Here is a 16,898-nt window from a genome sequence, read left to right on the forward strand (position 1 = left end):
ATGCGTCGTTATGGTTATCGTCGCAGGCTTGGGGATTGCATCCGTGCACCGAGCACCACTTGACACCATTACTGGCAAAACACTCGCTAATGGCGCACGTTTCGTACCGGAAACTTGCTGGTTCGACACGGGCGACAATACCGCTATCCAATGCGGCTGGCTGCACACTGCCCCTGCTGATAGCAAACACCCCTCCGCTTTCCAACTACCCGTCGTTATCATGCGCCACACTGGCATGGAGCATCAGCCTGATCCCTTGGTTTATCTGGCGGGTGGACCGGGCGCTGCTGCCGGTTTGGACAAGCAAGGTATCGAAAGCTATTGGCTAGACTGGTTTAAACAAAAAGCGGACATGAAACGCGACCTGATCCTGTTTGACCAACGCGGCACTGGCTTGAGCAAACCCGCTCTGAATTGCGACGAATACCGCGCATTAAGCGCCAGCATCTTATCCAACCCCGGTACACCGGAAGAAAACGCCAGCCGTTACCGCACCGTCAGCCAACAATGCCACGACCGCCTGACGCAAGCCAACCTGCCCTTGGCAGCACTCGGAACGGGCTATAGCGCCCAAGATGTCAACGACCTGCTGGAACTGCTTGATTACCCACAAGGCAATTTACTCGGCATATCTTACGGAACCCGTTTAGCGCTGGAAGTCCAACGCCAATTCCCGCAACGAATACGCAGCCTGTCACTGGATTCGCTTTACCCACCCGGCGAACACCTGTTCCGCGATTGGCCTGAGTTACTGGATAAAAGCATCCAACGCATTTTCCAATATTGCGACCAGCATGAACGTTGCCAACTGGAAAATGGCGACATCCGCCAACGCTATGCAAGCCTCATGGCAAAATTACGTGCCGAACCACTGCTGATTCCTGTCACCGACAAATACCCTGGGAACCTGCAAACCTTACGTTTGAATGATGAAATCCTGTTGGCAATCCTGTTCGATGCGCAATACACCAGTCATGCGTTGGCGAGCTTGCCGGACATGATCCGTCACTTGCAGGAAGGCCACCCGGAACTTGCCCAAGAGCCTATCGAAAACTATTTGCACCACCAGTTTGATGACGCCTTCCGCGAGCCAGTATTCTGGTCGGTCGAATGCCGCGATAACCCGGCAGTTCCGCGTGAAAATAGGGATGCCAAAATCAACGCCTACCCTGAATTGCGCTATTACCTGCCGCACGATTACGATGTTTGCGATGTGTGGAACGCAGCCCCCCAAGAGCAGGGCTTGCAAGCTCCCCAAGCGCCGCGCCAGACGCCAAGCCTGATCTTTTCGGGTGAAGATGACCCGATCACGCCAACTGCGTGGGCAGTCAAAGCCGCCGCACAGCAATTTTCCGAAAATACCACCCATTTGTTCCGCTTCGCCGGGGTTGCCCACAGCGTTATGGACAGCAAGGAATGCGCCAATGCCTTGTTTATCCAGTTCCTGAACAATCCTACTGAACGCCCCCGCGCCGATTGCCGTTTTGATGCAGAGGAACACCCCAAGCATACTGTCGCAGCCAGCTCCGACTGAGTAGCCGCCTCCTTTTGTCGACATATCCTTGAGCAGGCGCGGCGCTGACGGCACAATCGGTACGCAACCAAACTATAACAATGAGCCAGCCATGAGCCTTGCAATCGTTTACAGCCGTACCAACAGCGGATTAGATGCACCTTTGGTCAGCGTGGAAGTCCACCTCGCTAACGGGATGCCCCAGTTTTCCATCGTCGGCTTGCCGGAAACCGCAGTAAAAGAAAGCCGCGACCGGGTGCGGGCCGCGCTGGTCAATTCCGGCTTCAATTTTCCGCTCAAACGAATTACCGTCAACCTTGCCCCGGCGGACATTCCCAAAGATGGCGGGCGTTTCGACTTGCCCGTTGCTATCGGAATGCTGGCAGCGAGCGACCAAATTCCCGATGAAGCCCTGCAAAACTACGAATTCATCGGCGAGTTATCGTTAGGTGGGCAATTGCGCCCCGTGCGTGGGGTGTTACCCACTGCGTTTGCCGCCCTGCAAGCCGGACGCGCTTTGATCGTGCCGCAGGAAAATGCCGCCGAAGCCAGCCTGATCCGTGGCTTGAAAGTCTACGCTGCCAACACCATCAGCGACGTGGTGGAACACCTGCACGGCAGCGAACCGCTGGTGCGTTGGGAACAGGACATCAAAACGGCAGAAACCCATTACCCCTTTGACCTCAGCGATGTGAAAGGGCAATTCATGGCTCGCCGGGCGCTGGAAATCGCCGCTGCCGGAGGCCACAACCTGCTGATGGTCGGCCCACCGGGAACCGGCAAAACCATGCTCGCTAACCGCCTTGCCACCATTTTGCCGCCACTGGACGAAACTGAAGCGCTGGAATCCGCCGCGATTGCTTCCATCAGCCACCACGGTTTCGACGCCAGCCGCTGGGGGCAACGCCCGGTACGCGAGCCGCACCACACCTCCTCCGGCGTGGCTTTGGTTGGCGGTGGCTCGCAAGTCAAACCGGGGGAAATTTCACTTGCCCACCACGGCATTTTGTTCCTCGACGAACTGACCGAATTCGACCGCAGCGTACTCGACGTGCTGCGCGAACCGCTGGAAACCGGCAAGATCACGCTATCCCGTGCTGCCCGCCAAGCAACATACCCCGCCAAATTCCAGTTGGTGGCGGCAATGAACCCTTGCCCGCAAGGCCGCGCCTGTGATTTACGCGATAACTGCGAATGTTCGCCGGAACAACAACGCAAGCACCGCAGCCGCATTTCCGCACCATTCCTCGACCGCATCGACCTGCAAATCGAAGTGCCTCGGGTGAAACAAGAAGACCTGCAATCGCTCAAACACGGCGAAAGCAGTGCGGACGTGCGCCAACGGGTGGAAGCTGCCCGCAAACGCCAGCACGCCCGCCAAGGCAAGATTAATAATTCGCTGAGCGGACGTGAAGTCGACCACCATTGCGTTCTCGCAGAAAAAGACCAAAAGCTGCTGAACCACGCAATGGAACGTTTCAAACTGTCAGCACGCGCTTACCACCGCATCCTCAAAGTAGCGCGGACAGTGGCGGATTTGGCGGAAAGCGGTGACATCCGTACCGCGCACTTGACCGAAGCACTCAGTTATCGGGCGCTGGATCGGTTAGCGGCGATGTAAGGCTCGCTGTAGCTAACCACTCCAACCGAGGCACGGCATCTTCCCCCATCCACAAGATAGCGTTTTGCCGATACTGCCTACCCAAGCGTTGTGCATCCGCCAACCCTAAGCCAATAGCAAGGAAACTTTCCTCACCCATCCATAGCCCCGCCGGATCAAGGCCAATACCGGGAATGATCCAGCAATCGTGGCGTTCTAAGTCTGCCAACAGGGCTTGTTGTGCGGCGTGGTTTTCGGCGGGGCTAGCAAGTTGGCTGTACGGATTCCAAGCTGTCAGGAAAGCCGCGCTGTTGTAACCACGCCGCGCATACAACGCCGCTAGCGACGGGCAGTATTCGCCCACCCGCAGCATGAATGCGCCTTCCACCCAGTGAATGTGGTAATGGGTGGCAGCATACGCGGCAATGAGTTCAGCTTTGCGCAATGTGGTTCCTCAATACGCCGACACCTGCCACTTCGCACTCGACCACATCGCCGGGAAGCAAGTATTCTGGCGGTTCACGCACGAAACCCACCCCACTCGGCGTTCCCGTGGCAATCACATCCCCTGCTTCCAGCGTCATGCCCCGCGACAGCCATTCGATAATGCTGGCAACGTCGAAAATCATATTGCGGGTGTTGGACGCTTGCTTGGTGACGCCATTCACGCGGCAGGTAATGTCCAAATCCTGCGGGTCGGCAATTTCATCTGCCGTCACAATCCACGGCCCCATCGGGCAACCACCATCAAGGCTTTTACCAAGGAAATACTGCTTGTGGTTCAACTGGATGTCCCGCGCACTCAAGTCATTGATCACGGTGTAACCGAAAACGTGTGCCAACGCATTTTCGCGGGTAATCTTTTTGCCACCTTTGCCCAATACCACGCCCAATTCCGCCTCCCAATCGAGTTGGGAACAGGTATCGGGGTCGAAAGGAATGTCTGCTTCATGCCCAGTCACGCTGGTAGGACATTTGGTAAACACGATGGGGTATTGCGGCGCTTTGCCCGTGCGCCCGATTTGGCTGGCAGTTTCTTCGGCGTGTTCCAGATAGTTCAGACCGAGGCACATCACGTTTTTGCGTGGGCGTGGAATCGGCGCAAGCAAGGTAATATCCGTCGCTGCTACGTGCATCGCGGCACTAGCGTGGTCAAGCAGAGCGTGTAAATCCGTATTGCTGCCGATCAGCACCAACATATCGCGCCATGCTGCGTGGTCGAAAGTGGGGTCAAGTGCAGGGATCAGCACCCCATCCGTTTGGGCGATACAGACGAAAATTTGATTTTTGTACAGGCACGTTCCAAGTTTCATACTTTTCTCTATTGGAATATTGTGGAAAATCATCAAAATAGTATCAACCGATAGTACAATCTTGCCATCACTTTCAATAATAGGATTCTTAAACTGTGGATATTGCCATTTTGTTTGGCCTGATCTTGCTCAATGGCTTTTTCGCCATGTCGGAAATTGCGCTCGTCGCAGCCCGCAAAACACGCCTGCAAAACCTTGCCGGACAAGGTGACAAAGCGGCTGCCACCGCGCTGCGCTTGGGGTCTAACCCCACGTATTTCATGTCGGCAGTGCAAATCGGCATCACCTCCATTGGGGTACTGAATGGTATCGTGGGTGAGGCCGCACTCAGCCCGCCGTTCAGCACTTGGCTGCAAAGCTGGGGCATGGCTGCCGACATTGCCAATCCGCTCGCCATCGGGCTAGTGGTCGTCAGCATCACCTATTTTTCCATCGTGCTGGGTGAACTTGTCCCCAAACGCATTGGGCAAATCAGCCCGGAAGCCATCGCCCGTTTCGTTGCCCGCCCAATGTTGTGGCTGGCGATCATTGCCAAACCGTTTGTCATGTTGCTATCAGGTTCCACCCACTTACTGTTGAGCCTGCTAGGCGTGAAAGATGATGGCAGTGCCAGCGTGACTGAAGAAGACATCCATTTACTGCTAAGTGAAGGCTCCGACGCTGGCGTGATCGAAGCACAAGAACACCAAATGGTGCGTAACGTATTCCGCCTAGACGATCGCCAAATCGCCTCATTCATGGTTCCGCGCAACGATGTGGTGTATCTGGACGTGGAAAAGTCGCTGGAAGACAACCTCAGCCATGTGGAAGCAAGCCGTTATTCGCGCTTCCCGGTAGTACGCGGCAATTGGGAAGAAGTCTTGGGCATTGTCAGCACCAGCCAATTACTTAACCAGATGCTGCGCGGCGAACAGCCCAGCCTTACCGAAAACCTCAAACCGGCGGTATTCGTCCCCGAATCGCTCACGGGCATGGAATTGCTGGAAAATTTCAAGGATTCTGGCGGGCAACTGGTGTTCATCATCGACGAATACGGCGAAGTACAAGGCATCGTCACCCTGCACGACATGATGGAAGCGATTACCGGCGAATTCAAACCGCAACACTTGGAAGATGCATGGGCGGTGCAGCGTGAAGACGGAAGCTGGTTGCTGGATGGCCTGATTCCCGTGCCGGAACTCAAAGACCGCCTCGGCTTGCGCAGCGTCCCCGAAGAAGACAAAGGCCGCTACCACACCTTAAGCGGCATGTTGATGCTGCTGCTGGGGCGTTTACCCCAAACCGCCGACCACTGCGAATGGGAAGGCTGGCGGCTGGAAGTTGTGGACATGGATGGCACACGCATCGACAAAGTGCTCGCCAGCGTCATTGTGGTAACAGGGGAACCACCAGCAAGCGAGCAGCCCTAAAAACTCCAACTCCCCAGATAACGCCGCCCGACCCAGCCGCGCTTACCTTGGTAGTTAATCGGACACCACGTGGCGGAACATTCCCCCGTGCCTTGCAAGCCAGTTTCTTCAGGCGGGATTGTGCCCACCACAGCGGCGCTGGTACTGGGGGTTTTACGGATATTGAGCCGGTCGGTGTAACCGTGGGTCGCGTAATAGCGGTTGCCATCCGATTCCGCCAAATATTTGCACGCTGCCCAGCCCGTTTTACCGGCATAAGCGACTTTGCACCAACCATTACTGCGTTCCACCTTGTTTTGCACCTTCACGGCATTGAACGGGATGTACGTCAGTACCCGTCCACTGCTGGCAGGTGAGCTGCGCAATGCCAAACTGTCAGTCCCCATCACCCGTGTGACGGCGTAGAAATCAGGGCCATCGGCGGTGGCATAAGCATTAAATGCGCTGGCACTAAGTGCTAAACCCAGCACCACTGTAAGTATACGGATTTGCATGATTCACTCCTTGTGTTGATGTCCTACAAGGTTGGACTCCGCACACAAGGGAACGTTCACGCCATCGCCCTTAACGGCAAGCTTGATACTTACCGTTAGGCCAGCACGGTGCGGAAATCGCCTCACCCAGATTGGCTGCCAGCAAACGTTCACGCACTTCCAGCAAACGACTGACCAAACCTTCCTCAACGGCAGCATAGGCATCCGAATCCACTTGGCGTTTCACCACGATCCCCAGCAATTCGGTGATGGCATTACCTACCGAGTTCTGCGAAATGGTCACGATCAAGCGTCCATTATCGTCGCGGAACAGGATTTGTTTGTAAGCAGGCCGCCAGCGGATTTCATTGGCAAACTGCGGGTCTTGGATCACGCGCTCGCGTAAATCCCGTGCTACCCGCAGGAAGCGCGAGTTGCCCAACAGCACATCATCAATCTGGTTGGGGAAATTGGAATTTTCAGGCACACGCTCTTCCCCGGTCGCCACCAGTGAGAAGAAAGTGCGGTAGAAATCGAGGAAACCGCGTAACACTTGCTCGTATTCATACCAGAAATACTGGTCTTTGAGCTTATCGTTACCACCTTTGACCTCCCAGCACGGCAAACCTTGTGGGTAGCCTGTCAGGTTAAGCGCGGCATCTTCCGCCGGTAACAGGCTGAGGATTTGCAAATCCAACACTTCCAAAAACTTGCGGTAGACCTCACTCAACTGGCGCAAGAACAGGGTGTTATGCCCGCTGTCGGTCAGGTTGGGGTTGCTGGGGTCAGCTTCTTTCGCATTGCGCAACTGCTCCATGGGGAATGCCATAAAGTGGTTGTGGATCATGCGGATGCTGGGCACACCCGGCTTGTTCAAAGGCCAAGTGGAATCAAGGCTAGCCTCCCCGCAGAGGATCAGGTGTTCCGCCGGATCGGGGTATTTCTCAAACATGTAATCGCAGATGATTTGCGTCATCTTCGACCAGACTTTCTTTTCTTGGCGCTTCATTTGGTCGCGGCGTACCGGGCGACCCAAGGGGTCAAGGATGCGGCGCGAGGTGTCAAGAATGATGGACGTGTCAAATTCCACGCTATGCCCAACCAGCTTGCGGTACATCAGCAAGTCTTCGGGGGTGCGGAACAGGCCATTTTCCTCCGCCAGATTTTTCAGGTTGGCAGGGCTGTTGAAGAATTCCACCTGCGTCATCCCTTGCGGAACATTCAGGCTCATTTGTGGGCAAGGTGTGGCGATTTCGCGAGGTGCTGTTTTCATGGAATCTTATTTAGTTGGGTGGAAGGAGGCTTCCCCCATCCCCAGCCCTTCCCCCGCAAAGGGGGGAAGGGAGTAAGAGGGGAAATAGGGAGAACGGTATTGTGGAAGATTACGCCAGCAATGGCACAATCAGCAAGGCAACAATGTTGATGATTTTGATCAGCGGGTTAACCGCAGGACCTGCGGTATCTTTGTACGGGTCACCAACGGTATCGCCCGTCACGGCAGCTTTGTGCGCTTCGGAACCTTTGCCACCGAAGTTACCTTCTTCGATGTACTTTTTGGCGTTATCCCATGCGCCACCGCCTGTGGTCATGGAAATGGCAACGAAGATGCCGGTTACGATTGTACCGACCAGTACGCCACCCAATGCTTGCGCCCCGAGGAAATAGCCCACCAGCACCGGAACCGCGACAGGCAGCAAGGACGGAATGATCATTTCCTTGATCGCCGCTTTGGTCAGCATATCAACGCAAGTACCGTATTCCGGCTTGCCCGTACCTTCCATAATGCCGGGAATCTCTTTGAACTGACGACGAACTTCCACCACCACGGAACCAGCGGCACGCCCAACTGCTTCCATGCCCATTGCCGCGAACAGGTAAGGAACCATGCCGCCGATGAACAAGCCGATAATGACCATGTGGTTAGACAGGTCAAAGGTCAAGCCGGGGTGGTTGGTGGAAAGCGCATGGGTGTAATCCGCAAACAGCACCAGTGCCGCCAAACCTGCCGAACCGATAGCGTAACCTTTCGTAACCGCTTTGGTAGTATTACCGACTGCATCCAGTGGGTCAGTGATGTTACGGATTTCTTCCGGCAAGCCCGCCATTTCCGCAATCCCGCCCGCGTTGTCAGTAATCGGGCCGTAAGCGTCGAGCGCCACGATAATCCCTGCCATTGACAGCATGGAAGTTGCAGCAACCGCGATCCCGTACAGACCTGACAAGGAATACGCGCCCCATATTGCCAAACACACCGCTAATACTGGCGCTGCGGTCGCTTTCATGGAAACACCCAAACCGGCGATGACGTTTGTGCCATGCCCCGTGGTGGAAGCTTGCGCAATGTGGCGTACCGGGGAATATTCCGTAGCCGTGTAATATTCAGTAATCCACACCATTGCGGCGGTCAGCACCAAACCAATGACGGCAGAACCGTACAGGGCATTGACAGAATAAAGAGGATCAGGGTTTCCGCCCATCATGATGTAGGTAATCGGGTAGAACAGTATCAGTGAAGCGCCAGCCGCCACTGCCAAGCCCCGGTACAGCGCATTCATGATTTTGCCGCCATCACGTGCCTTGACGAACATTGCCCCTAAGATGGAAGCCAAAATGGAAAAGCCGCCCAGCACCAGTGGGTAAACGATGGCATTTGAGCTACCCAGCATCAAGCCACCTAGCAACATGGTGGCAATGATGGTAACAGCGTAAGTCTCAAACAAGTCAGCCGCCATACCTGCGCAGTCACCGACGTTATCACCCACGTTGTCGGCAATAACTGCCGGGTTGCGCGGGTCATCTTCCGGGATACCAGCTTCCACTTTACCCACAAGGTCAGCACCCACGTCAGCACCCTTAGTAAAGATACCGCCACCCAAACGGGCAAAGATGGAGATGAGGGAACCGCCGAACGCCAGACCAACCAGCGCATGGGTTGCTTCGTCAGCAGGTGTGCCGATCATGATCAGGGCAGCGTAATACCCAGCCACACCGAGCAGCGCCAAACCAACGACCAACATGCCGGTAATCGCACCACCTTTAAAGGCCACATCCAGTGCCGCATTCAGGCCATCTTTCGCCGCTTCCGCCGTGCGCACATTGGCGCGGACTGAAACGTTCATGCCGATGTAACCCGTCGCACCGGACAGGAGCGCACCGATGGCAAAGCCAACAGCCGTTTTCCAACCCAAGGTGATAAAGATAACTGCGAAAAGTAAGATACCAACCACGCCGATGGTGGTGTATTGCCGGTTCAGGTAGGCTTGCGCCCCCTCCTGAATTGCCTGCGCAATGCTGCGCATTTTCTCGCTACCATCGGGTTTTGCCAGCACCCATCGGATCGTGAATACACCGTAAACCAGCGCTGCGAGCGCACATAAAATAGCAACTGCCAATCCTGTCGACATCAGTACACCTCCATAAACTATGGTAATAATTATAAGAGACCTGATGCGCCTACTGTGATGACTGAACGCAACAGGCTAGCTCCTAGACAATCATAGGCCAGCATTTGGCGTCAAGACATATTTTTTCTTACATTTCAGGGCAAAACACCAGACAAATTAAGGCCGCACCGAAGGGTATATGACATTAATCAAGTTTTGTTGCATCTATAAAATAAATTTATTTGAAAATTAAAAATTACACATATCCACAAGGTGGTAGGCGGTGGTATCCGGGGCAAAAAATATAGTATCCTCACTGCCCAGTATTTTCTGTACTTGCTGCCTCTACGTACACGCTGGGGCTGGCGGATACTGAATGAAAGAATCCGAGAATAACCTGTCGTTTGACGGAGGAGCCTCAATGACGGATGTCGTTGCAACAAACCAGACCATTATCGTCGTCGGTGGCGGTATCAGCGGGATGACCGCTGCGCTCGAAGCTGCTGAAACAGGTAAGCAGGTCATCCTGCTGGAAAAACGCCCTTACTTGGGCGGTCGTGTTTCCCAGCTTTACAAGTACTTCCCTAAGATGTGCCACCCGACCTGTGGGCAAGAAATCAACCAGCGCCGCATCAAGTTCAACAAGAACCTGACCGTACTGACGCAGGCTGAAGTTTCCAACATCAGCGGTGACAAAGGCGATTACAGCCTGACTGTTACCCTGACTCCACGTTACGTGAACAACAACTGTACGGCGTGTGGCGACTGTAACAAAGCGGTCAGCACTGAATTCGACGACGAATACAACTACGGGCTGGGCAAGCGTAAGGGTGCATACATCCCTAACGAAATGGCGTTCCCACAATGGTACGTGATTGACTCGCGCATTGCTGGCACTGACGAAGGCCAGAAAGCCAAAGCCGCTTGCAAATACGGCGCTATCGACCTCGACATGCAGGAAGAGAAGCTGGAGCTGAAAGCAGGCGCAATCATCTGGGCAACCGGCTGGCAGCCATACGACGCGAACAAGATTCAAGCTTACGGCTATGACCGTTACGCCAACGTCATTACTAACGTTGAATTTGAGCGCCTAATGGATCCACGCGGCCCAACAGGTGGCAAACTGCTGCGCCCTTCCGATGGCAAAGAAGCGAAAAACATCGCTTTCATCCAGTGCGCCGGTTCGCGGGATAAAAACCATCTGGCACATTGCTCACGCATTTGCTGCATGGCTTCCCTCAAGCAAACCAACTACGTGACCGAGAAATTCGGTGACGAAGGCAAGTCCACCGTTTACTACATCGACATCCGTGCGATTGACCGCTTTGAAGACTTCTACAAAGCCGTACAAGCCAATCCGAATGTCAGCTTCATCAAGTCCAAAGTGGCGAAGATTGAAGAAGACCGCGCTACTGGCAACCCAGTACTGCACGGCGTCAATACGGAAGGCTACCACCGTTATGCCAACCAGCACGATCTGGTGGTATTGGCAGTCGGTATGCAGCCGAGCGTGGACGTTTCCACCTTCCCGATCAAACTCTTGGTCAACGCGGAAGGCTTCATTGAACACGACGAAAGCAACGGCGGCATTTTCGCAGCCGGATGCGCAGCGGATGCCTATGACGTAAACCGCTCAGTGCAACACGCCACTGCCAGCGCCTTGCGTGCGGTGCAGGTCGTCAACCAGGTAGCAGGAGCATAAGATGAAAGTAGGTGGTTATCTGTGTACAGGTTGCGGCATCGGCGACCGTTTGAATGTCAAAGCCCTTGAAACCGTAGCGGTGCGCGAAGGCCGTATCGCCTTCTGCAAAACCCACGACTTCCTGTGCGGTAGCGCAGGCGTGGAAATGATCAATGCGGACTTAGCTGCCGCAGGCGACGACAAAGTTGACCGCGTAGTGGTTATCGCTTGTTCCCGCCGTGCCAAGACAGAAAGTTTCAACTTCGGCGCTACCCCGCTGTCCCGCGTCAACTTACGCGAAGGCGTGGTCTGGGTTCGCCCTGAAGGCTCTGATGACGAAATGACCCAAGAAATGGCAGCAGACTACGTGCGCATGGGTTGTGCCGAAATCAAGGCCATGAACCAAGCTGAAGCCAGCGGTGAACAGCAGCTCAACAAACACATCATGGTGGTTGGCGGCGGCATCACTGGCATGACCGCAGCACTGGAAGCGGCTAAAGCCGGTTACTTTGCCACCATCGTGGAAAAAAGTGACAGCTTGGGCGGCGTAATGGGGCAACTCAAACAACGCCATCCAGAACACAGCCCTTTCAAAGACCCGCAAGACACCGGCGTGGCAGCACTGATTGCGGCGATTGAAGCAAACGACAAAATCACGGTTCACCTGAACGCCAAAGTTGCTAGCACCAGCGGCGCACCGGGGCGTTTCAATGTGGTTATCGCTTCCACCGTTGGCGCAGGCACACAAGCTGAATTCGGTGCGATTGTGCAAGCCTCCGGCTTCACCCCTTACGACGCCAACAACCTGCCTGAACTCGGCTACGGCAAATCTGCCAATGTTGTGACCCAGCTTGAGCTGGAAGCACTAGCCAAAGCCGCAGGCGACGGCCCGATCAAACGTGCCGACGGCAAAGTGGTCGAAAACGTGGTGTTTGTACAATGTGCAGGCCAACGTAGCGACAAGGAAGGCCAACTGTCTTATTGCTCAGGCCACTGCTGCTCCACCAGCATCAAGCAGGCGATGTACTTCAAAGACAGTAACCCTGACGTTGAAACCACCATCCTGTTCGATGACCTGCGTACCCCCGGTGCTGGCGGTGAAAACTTCTACCGTAGCGCCCAAGACAAGATGGTTACATTCCGCAAGGGTAAGGTTTCCACCGTTGATGCTAACGGCAGCGAACTGAAGGTCAACTTCAAAGACCTGATCCTTGACGAAGACGCTAACCTCGGCGCTGACCTCGTGGTATTGGCAACCGGCATGGTTCCTAACTCCGGCGTCAACATCGAAACCATGGCTGACAAGGACGAAAACGGCGAAGTCAAAATCCCAGTCGAATCCATCCTCAACCTGCAATACCGTCAGGGGCCGGATGTACCACAACTGGTGAGCGGCTTTACCGATTCGCACTTCATTTGCTTCCCGTATGAAACCCGCCGTACTGGTATCTACACCGCAGGCCCGGTACGCCGTCCAATGGATGGCAACCAAGCGCAAACGGATGCGATGGGTGCGGGGATGAAAGCCATCCAAGCCATCGAAAACGCAGCAGTAGGCCGTGCAGCCCACCCACGTTCCGGTGACTTGAGCTTCCCGTCTTTCCGTAAGGAAGGTTGCACCCAGTGCAAACGCTGTACGGTAGAATGCCCATTCGGCGCAATCAACGAAGACGAGAAAGGCTACCCGCAGTACAACGAAGCCCGCTGCCGCCGTTGTGGTACGTGTATGGGTGCTTGCCCAGTACAGGTCATTTCCTTCAAGAACTATTCCATTGAAACCGTTGGCGCACAGCTTAAAGCGGTTGAAATCCCGGATGAATTCTCCGAAAAGCCACGTATTCTGGTACTCGCGTGCGAAAACGATGCCTACCCGGCACTCGACATGGCAGCGATGAACCGCACGGAAAGCAACGTCTTTAGCCGCGTTATCCCTGTGCGTTGCTTAGGCTCGGTCAATACCATCTGGATCAAGGATGCCTTGGGCTGTGGTTATGACGGCGTGGTCATGATGGGTTGCAAAAAAGGCGTAGAATATCAGTGCCATTTTGTCAAAGGCTCAGAAATGGCGCATGTTCGCATGTCAAAGATTGGGGACACCTTGTCAACTATGGGGCTTGAGTCCGAGCGCGTAGCCGTGCATGAAGTGGCGATTACCGACATTGAACGCGCCCCGCGTTTGATCGAAGAAATGGCTGAAACCATTCAACGTGTCGGTATGAGCCCGTTCAAGTTCTAAGGAGGATGAGGTTATGACGGATACCAATCAAGCGATGGTTGCCAAATACAAAGGCAACTTCCTGAAAGAAGTGACGGATAACGTCGAAGAAGGCTCTTGGGTCAAGATGTGTATGCAGTGCGGGGTCTGTTCAGGCTCCTGCCCTCTGGGGCCGCACTGGGATCATCCGCCACAAGAAATTTTCATGATGATCCGCGCAAACAAGCGTGAAGAAGTGCTGTCTTCCACCTCCATGTGGATGTGCACCTCGTGCTACAACTGTATCGCCCGCTGCCCACGCGGCTTGCCGATTACCCACATCATGCACGGCTTGGCGCACTACTCCAAGCGTCTGGGCTTGAAGGCACAAAACCAGCCAACTGAACGTTTCGGTCAGATGTTCTGGAACAACTTGGTCAAGAAAGGCCGGGTCAACGAACTCAAGCTGGGTCTGGGGCTGTACTTCAAAGACGGTTTCGCTGAAGGCGTGAAAGTTGCCATGGCAAACCAAAAGCTCGGCATGAACATGATGAAAGCCAAGCGCATGTCCGCGATGGAAATCCTCGGCGGGCATGGCGTCAGCGATGCGTCAGGTTTCCATGCAATGCTGAAAAAGGCCGAAGAACTGGAAGCAGCGCGTGTCGGCGCTAACGCAGACGCGAAGTAAGGAGCGAGATTCAAATGGCAAAACGTCAATATTCCTATTACCCCGGCTGTTCTTCACAGAAGGGCGCGTCCTCTTCCAACCTTGACCGTTCGGTGCAAACCCTGTGTCAGGAATTGGACATCCAGTTGAATGAAATTCCAGACTGGAACTGCTGCGGCGCATCCATCGGCTATGCAGGCGGTGGTGAACTGCCGCGCATGACCCTTTCTGCCCGTAACTTGGCCTTGTCCGAAAAGCACCACCCTGACCAAGACGTGGTGGCAAGCTGTGCAGCGTGCTGGCTCAACACCCGCGAAGTGCAGGAACGCCTCAACCACAACCCAGCACTGAAAGCAGAAACCAACATTGCTTTGCAGTCGGTCAAGCTGGAATACAGCGGCAACAAGAAAGTCCGCCACATGGTCGAAGTGCTGATCGAAGACATCGGTTACGACGTACTGGCTGGCAAGGTCAAGAAACCACTGGAAGGTCTAAAAATTGCTGGGTATGTCGGTTGCCAAACCAACCGTCCATTCGGTATCAACGGTGAATCGTTCGAGAACCCGATGTATCTGGACAAAATGGTGGAAACCCTCGGTGCAGAACCCCTGACCAAGTACGAGAAGAAAGTTGCCTGCTGTAGCGGTGCGCTGATGTTCTCCGAACCGGCAAAAGGCCAAGCACTGGTGAAAGACATCATCGAATCCGCCTACGACCACGGCGCGAACATGATCGTTACCCCATGCCCACTGTGCCAAGCGAACGTTGAAATCTACCAAGATGACATCAACGCCCGTTTCAACACTAACTTCAGTATGCCGGTCATGTACTACAGCCAGTTGATGGACGTAGCATTTGGTCGCTCTGCAACCGATTCCGCGCTGGATGGCAACATCATCCAATCCAAGGAATTGCGCGGGATTGCTGACAAATAAGCGGTAAATAAGCATTTATCGCACGTTTAGGGAGAAAGGGGCATAATGCCCCTTTTTCTTTGGTTAAAAAATAGCAGGAAATAATCCACGTGAAAGCATTCATCCTTCCGCTGGCTTTGGCATTATCCACCAGCGTTTTCATGGCAGGCTGTTCCGACAAAGCGAAAAGCCCCGAAGCAGAAGCAAAACCCGCAACAACTGAGGCAAGTAAAATGGCAGAATTGGTTAAAACCGATGTAAAAGTAGGCGATGGCGCAGAAGCAGTCGCTGGTAAAATGGTCGCTGTGCATTACACCGGCTGGCTGTATGACGAAAAAGCTGCCGACAAGCACGGCATGAAATTTGACAGTTCCCGTGACCGTGGCGAACCGTTCCAATTCCCATTAGGCGGCGGTCGCGTCATCCAAGGTTGGGATCAAGGCGTGCAAGGCATGAAAATCGGCGGTCAACGCACATTGGTTATCCCGCCAGAAATGGGTTACGGCGCTCGCGGCGCGGGTGGCGTGATTCCACCAAACGCCACGCTGGTATTTGATGTCGAGTTACTCGGCATCCAATAAAGTACCTTACACCCACTCTACCGTTGGGGTGCGCACGGCATCCAAACGGTAGGGCGTCGGGTCAATCTCAGGCGCTTTCCCCAACATCATATCGGTCAGCATCTGCACGGACGCCAGCCCCATCGTAACACCGTAACGGTAATGCCCCGCATTCACATACAAGCCAGCAATATCCGGGTGTTCGCCCACATACGGCACGCCATCCGGGGAGCCGGGGCGCAAACCGCTCCAATGGTTTTGGATTGGCAAATCACGCAAGGCGGGCATCACATTACAGGCAATTTCCCGTAAGGTTTCGCGTGCCTCGTCGGTAGTGTGCTTGTCGAAACTGTTCATTTCCAGCGTGGAACCGCACAGGATGCGCCCGTCCTTACGCGGGATCAGGTAGCGCCCCTCGTGCAGCACGATACGTTTCAGCAGACCTTTTGGCCCTCGGAACAGGATCATTTGCCCCAATACCGGGCGGACATTGATGTTTACCGCCTGCATTTCCGGGAACAGCCCCGTCCACGCCCCGCTCGTCACCACCACTTTGCGGGCTTTGAATACCTCATCGCCGACACGCACCCCCACAATCCGCCCGTCACTGCTTTCCAAGCCGGTAACACGGGTAAATTCCGCCAAGGTAATGGGTAACATGCGCAAGCTGGTGCGCATCGCGTGGGCAATACGTGGGTTACGCATTTGCGCCACTTCCGGCAAGAACATGCCACTTTGGAAAATATCCGCCAGTTGCGGCTCGCATTCGTGCAAGGCAGCGCTAGTAGCTAAGTGTTGCAGGTCGTAACCGAAGGTTTGCGCCCATGCTTGCGCGGCTGGCAATTCACGGTCATCGGTGAAAACGAGGCCGGAACGTATCCACTGCGGGTCAATGTCCGTTTCCGCTTGCACCGCCTTACACAACGCGGGGTAACGCTGCTGACCGTAGCGCGATAAGGTTGAAATCGCGGGGCTGTAACGCCACGGGTACAAGGGGGACAAAATGCCGCCGCCCGCCCATGTGGATTCGTGGCCAAGCTCACCTTGCTCAACCAACATGACATCTAGCCCCGCATCATGCAGGAAACGGGTGGTCAGCATACCAATAATGCCGCCGCCGACAATGATCACATCTTTCATCGCTTCTCAATCTACCGGGAACAAGAGCGTCAAGTATACGAAGTGGTTACA

Annotated in this window: 14 protein-coding genes; 8 read left to right on the forward strand and 6 right to left on the reverse strand. The window is 54.7% G+C overall.

All coding sequences use genetic code 11. The features are described 5' to 3' along the window. The first annotated feature begins 10 nt into the window (after positions 1-10). Positions 11-1,534, forward strand: a complete 1,524-nt coding sequence (locus tag PHE17_RS01050) for an alpha/beta fold hydrolase (protein WP_301013930.1) — start codon at positions 11-13, stop codon at positions 1,532-1,534. A 91-nt stretch (positions 1,535-1,625) separates the two neighbouring features. Beyond that, positions 1,626-3,134, forward strand: coding sequence for a YifB family Mg chelatase-like AAA ATPase (locus PHE17_RS01055; protein ID WP_301013931.1), 1,509 nt, complete (start codon positions 1,626-1,628; stop codon positions 3,132-3,134). Here the strand turns inward: PHE17_RS01055 and PHE17_RS01060 are convergent. Together PHE17_RS01060 and PHE17_RS01065 are read right to left on the reverse strand one after the other, a co-directional pair. Beyond that, positions 3,097-3,558 carry a DUF3293 domain-containing protein gene (locus PHE17_RS01060; protein WP_301013932.1) on the reverse strand — a complete coding sequence of 154 codons (462 nt, stop codon included), beginning with the start codon at positions 3,556-3,558 and terminating at the stop codon, positions 3,097-3,099. The genes PHE17_RS01055 and PHE17_RS01060 overlap by 38 nt on opposite strands. Beyond that, positions 3,545-4,426 (reverse strand): fumarylacetoacetate hydrolase family protein, encoded by an 882-nt coding sequence (locus tag PHE17_RS01065; protein ID WP_301013934.1) that lies wholly within the window; start codon positions 4,424-4,426, stop codon positions 3,545-3,547. Before PHE17_RS01065 ends, PHE17_RS01060 begins: the two co-directional genes overlap by 14 nt. A 95-nt stretch (positions 4,427-4,521) precedes the next feature. Between PHE17_RS01065 and PHE17_RS01070 the strand changes: the two genes are divergently transcribed. Beyond that, positions 4,522-5,835 (forward strand): hemolysin family protein, encoded by a 1,314-nt coding sequence (locus PHE17_RS01070; RefSeq protein ID WP_301013935.1) that lies wholly within the window; start codon positions 4,522-4,524, stop codon positions 5,833-5,835. Here PHE17_RS01070 and PHE17_RS01075 read toward each other — a convergent pair. The 3 genes from PHE17_RS01075 to PHE17_RS01085 all read right to left on the reverse strand — a co-directional run bounded on the left by PHE17_RS01075 (position 5,832) and on the right by PHE17_RS01085 (position 9,712). Beyond that, positions 5,832-6,329, reverse strand: coding sequence for an SH3 domain-containing protein (locus PHE17_RS01075; RefSeq protein WP_301013936.1), 498 nt, complete (start codon positions 6,327-6,329; stop codon positions 5,832-5,834). The genes PHE17_RS01070 and PHE17_RS01075 overlap by 4 nt on opposite strands. A 70-nt stretch (positions 6,330-6,399) precedes the next feature. Then, positions 6,400-7,581, reverse strand: a complete 1,182-nt coding sequence (locus PHE17_RS01080) for a hypothetical protein (RefSeq protein ID WP_301013937.1) — start codon at positions 7,579-7,581, stop codon at positions 6,400-6,402. A gap of 109 nt (positions 7,582-7,690) precedes the next feature. Continuing rightward, positions 7,691-9,712 (reverse strand): sodium-translocating pyrophosphatase, encoded by a 2,022-nt coding sequence (locus PHE17_RS01085; protein ID WP_301013938.1) that lies wholly within the window; start codon positions 9,710-9,712, stop codon positions 7,691-7,693. 355 nt (positions 9,713-10,067) lie between these two features. Here PHE17_RS01085 and PHE17_RS01090 point away from each other — a divergent pair, with 355 nt between their 5' ends. The 5 genes from PHE17_RS01090 (at position 10,068) to PHE17_RS01110 (ending at position 15,728) form a co-directional block, all read left to right on the forward strand. Next, positions 10,068-11,393 carry an FAD-dependent oxidoreductase gene (locus PHE17_RS01090; protein ID WP_301013939.1) on the forward strand — a complete coding sequence of 442 codons (1,326 nt, stop codon included), beginning with the start codon at positions 10,068-10,070 and terminating at the stop codon, positions 11,391-11,393. 1 nt (position 11,394) lies between these two features. Next, on the forward strand, positions 11,395-13,608 hold the full coding sequence (locus tag PHE17_RS01095) for a hydrogenase iron-sulfur subunit (protein ID WP_301013940.1): 2,214 nt from the start codon (positions 11,395-11,397) through the stop codon (positions 13,606-13,608). Positions 13,609-13,621: 13 nt separating this feature from the next. Continuing rightward, positions 13,622-14,254 carry a 4Fe-4S dicluster domain-containing protein gene (locus PHE17_RS01100; protein ID WP_301013942.1) on the forward strand — a complete coding sequence of 211 codons (633 nt, stop codon included), beginning with the start codon at positions 13,622-13,624 and terminating at the stop codon, positions 14,252-14,254. 14 nt (positions 14,255-14,268) lie between these two features. After that, a complete protein-coding gene (locus tag PHE17_RS01105) occupies positions 14,269-15,168 on the forward strand; it encodes a CoB--CoM heterodisulfide reductase iron-sulfur subunit B family protein (protein ID WP_301013944.1) in 900 nt (299 codons plus the stop codon). 89 nt (positions 15,169-15,257) lie between these two features. Next, positions 15,258-15,728 (forward strand): FKBP-type peptidyl-prolyl cis-trans isomerase, encoded by a 471-nt coding sequence (locus PHE17_RS01110; RefSeq protein ID WP_301013946.1) that lies wholly within the window; start codon positions 15,258-15,260, stop codon positions 15,726-15,728. A gap of 6 nt (positions 15,729-15,734) precedes the next feature. Here the strand turns inward: PHE17_RS01110 and PHE17_RS01115 are convergent, their stop codons facing one another. Then, the gene (locus tag PHE17_RS01115; RefSeq protein WP_301013947.1) at positions 15,735-16,847 is read right to left on the reverse strand and encodes an FAD-dependent oxidoreductase; all 1,113 of its coding nucleotides are present in this window, start codon (positions 16,845-16,847) and stop codon (positions 15,735-15,737) included. Positions 16,848-16,898: the final 51 nt, after the last annotated feature.

The sequence above is a fragment of the Thiothrix sp. genome (genome assembly GCF_028714775.1).
GTDB lineage: Bacteria > Pseudomonadota > Gammaproteobacteria > Thiotrichales > Thiotrichaceae > Thiothrix.

What these genes read in the sequence shown, in the direction of transcription:
- PHE17_RS01100 (WP_301013942.1), top strand. Translation starts at nt 13,622, where the DNA reads ATGACGGATACCAATCAAGCGATGGTTGCCAAATACAAAGGCAACTTC.
- PHE17_RS01115 (WP_301013947.1), bottom strand. Translation starts at nt 16,847, where the DNA reads ATGAAAGATGTGATCATTGTCGGCGGCGGCATTATTGGTATGCTGACC.
- PHE17_RS01080 (WP_301013937.1), bottom strand. Translation starts at nt 7,581, where the DNA reads ATGAAAACAGCACCTCGCGAAATCGCCACACCTTGCCCACAAATGAGC.
- PHE17_RS01075 (WP_301013936.1), bottom strand. Translation starts at nt 6,329, where the DNA reads ATGCAAATCCGTATACTTACAGTGGTGCTGGGTTTAGCACTTAGTGCC.
- PHE17_RS01095 (WP_301013940.1), top strand. Translation starts at nt 11,395, where the DNA reads ATGAAAGTAGGTGGTTATCTGTGTACAGGTTGCGGCATCGGCGACCGT.
- PHE17_RS01055 (WP_301013931.1), top strand. Translation starts at nt 1,626, where the DNA reads ATGAGCCTTGCAATCGTTTACAGCCGTACCAACAGCGGATTAGATGCA.
- PHE17_RS01105 (WP_301013944.1), top strand. Translation starts at nt 14,269, where the DNA reads ATGGCAAAACGTCAATATTCCTATTACCCCGGCTGTTCTTCACAGAAG.
- PHE17_RS01090 (WP_301013939.1), top strand. Translation starts at nt 10,068, where the DNA reads ATGAAAGAATCCGAGAATAACCTGTCGTTTGACGGAGGAGCCTCAATG.
- PHE17_RS01065 (WP_301013934.1), bottom strand. Translation starts at nt 4,426, where the DNA reads ATGAAACTTGGAACGTGCCTGTACAAAAATCAAATTTTCGTCTGTATC.
- PHE17_RS01085 (WP_301013938.1), bottom strand. Translation starts at nt 9,712, where the DNA reads ATGTCGACAGGATTGGCAGTTGCTATTTTATGTGCGCTCGCAGCGCTG.
- PHE17_RS01050 (WP_301013930.1), top strand. Translation starts at nt 11, where the DNA reads ATGGTTATCGTCGCAGGCTTGGGGATTGCATCCGTGCACCGAGCACCA.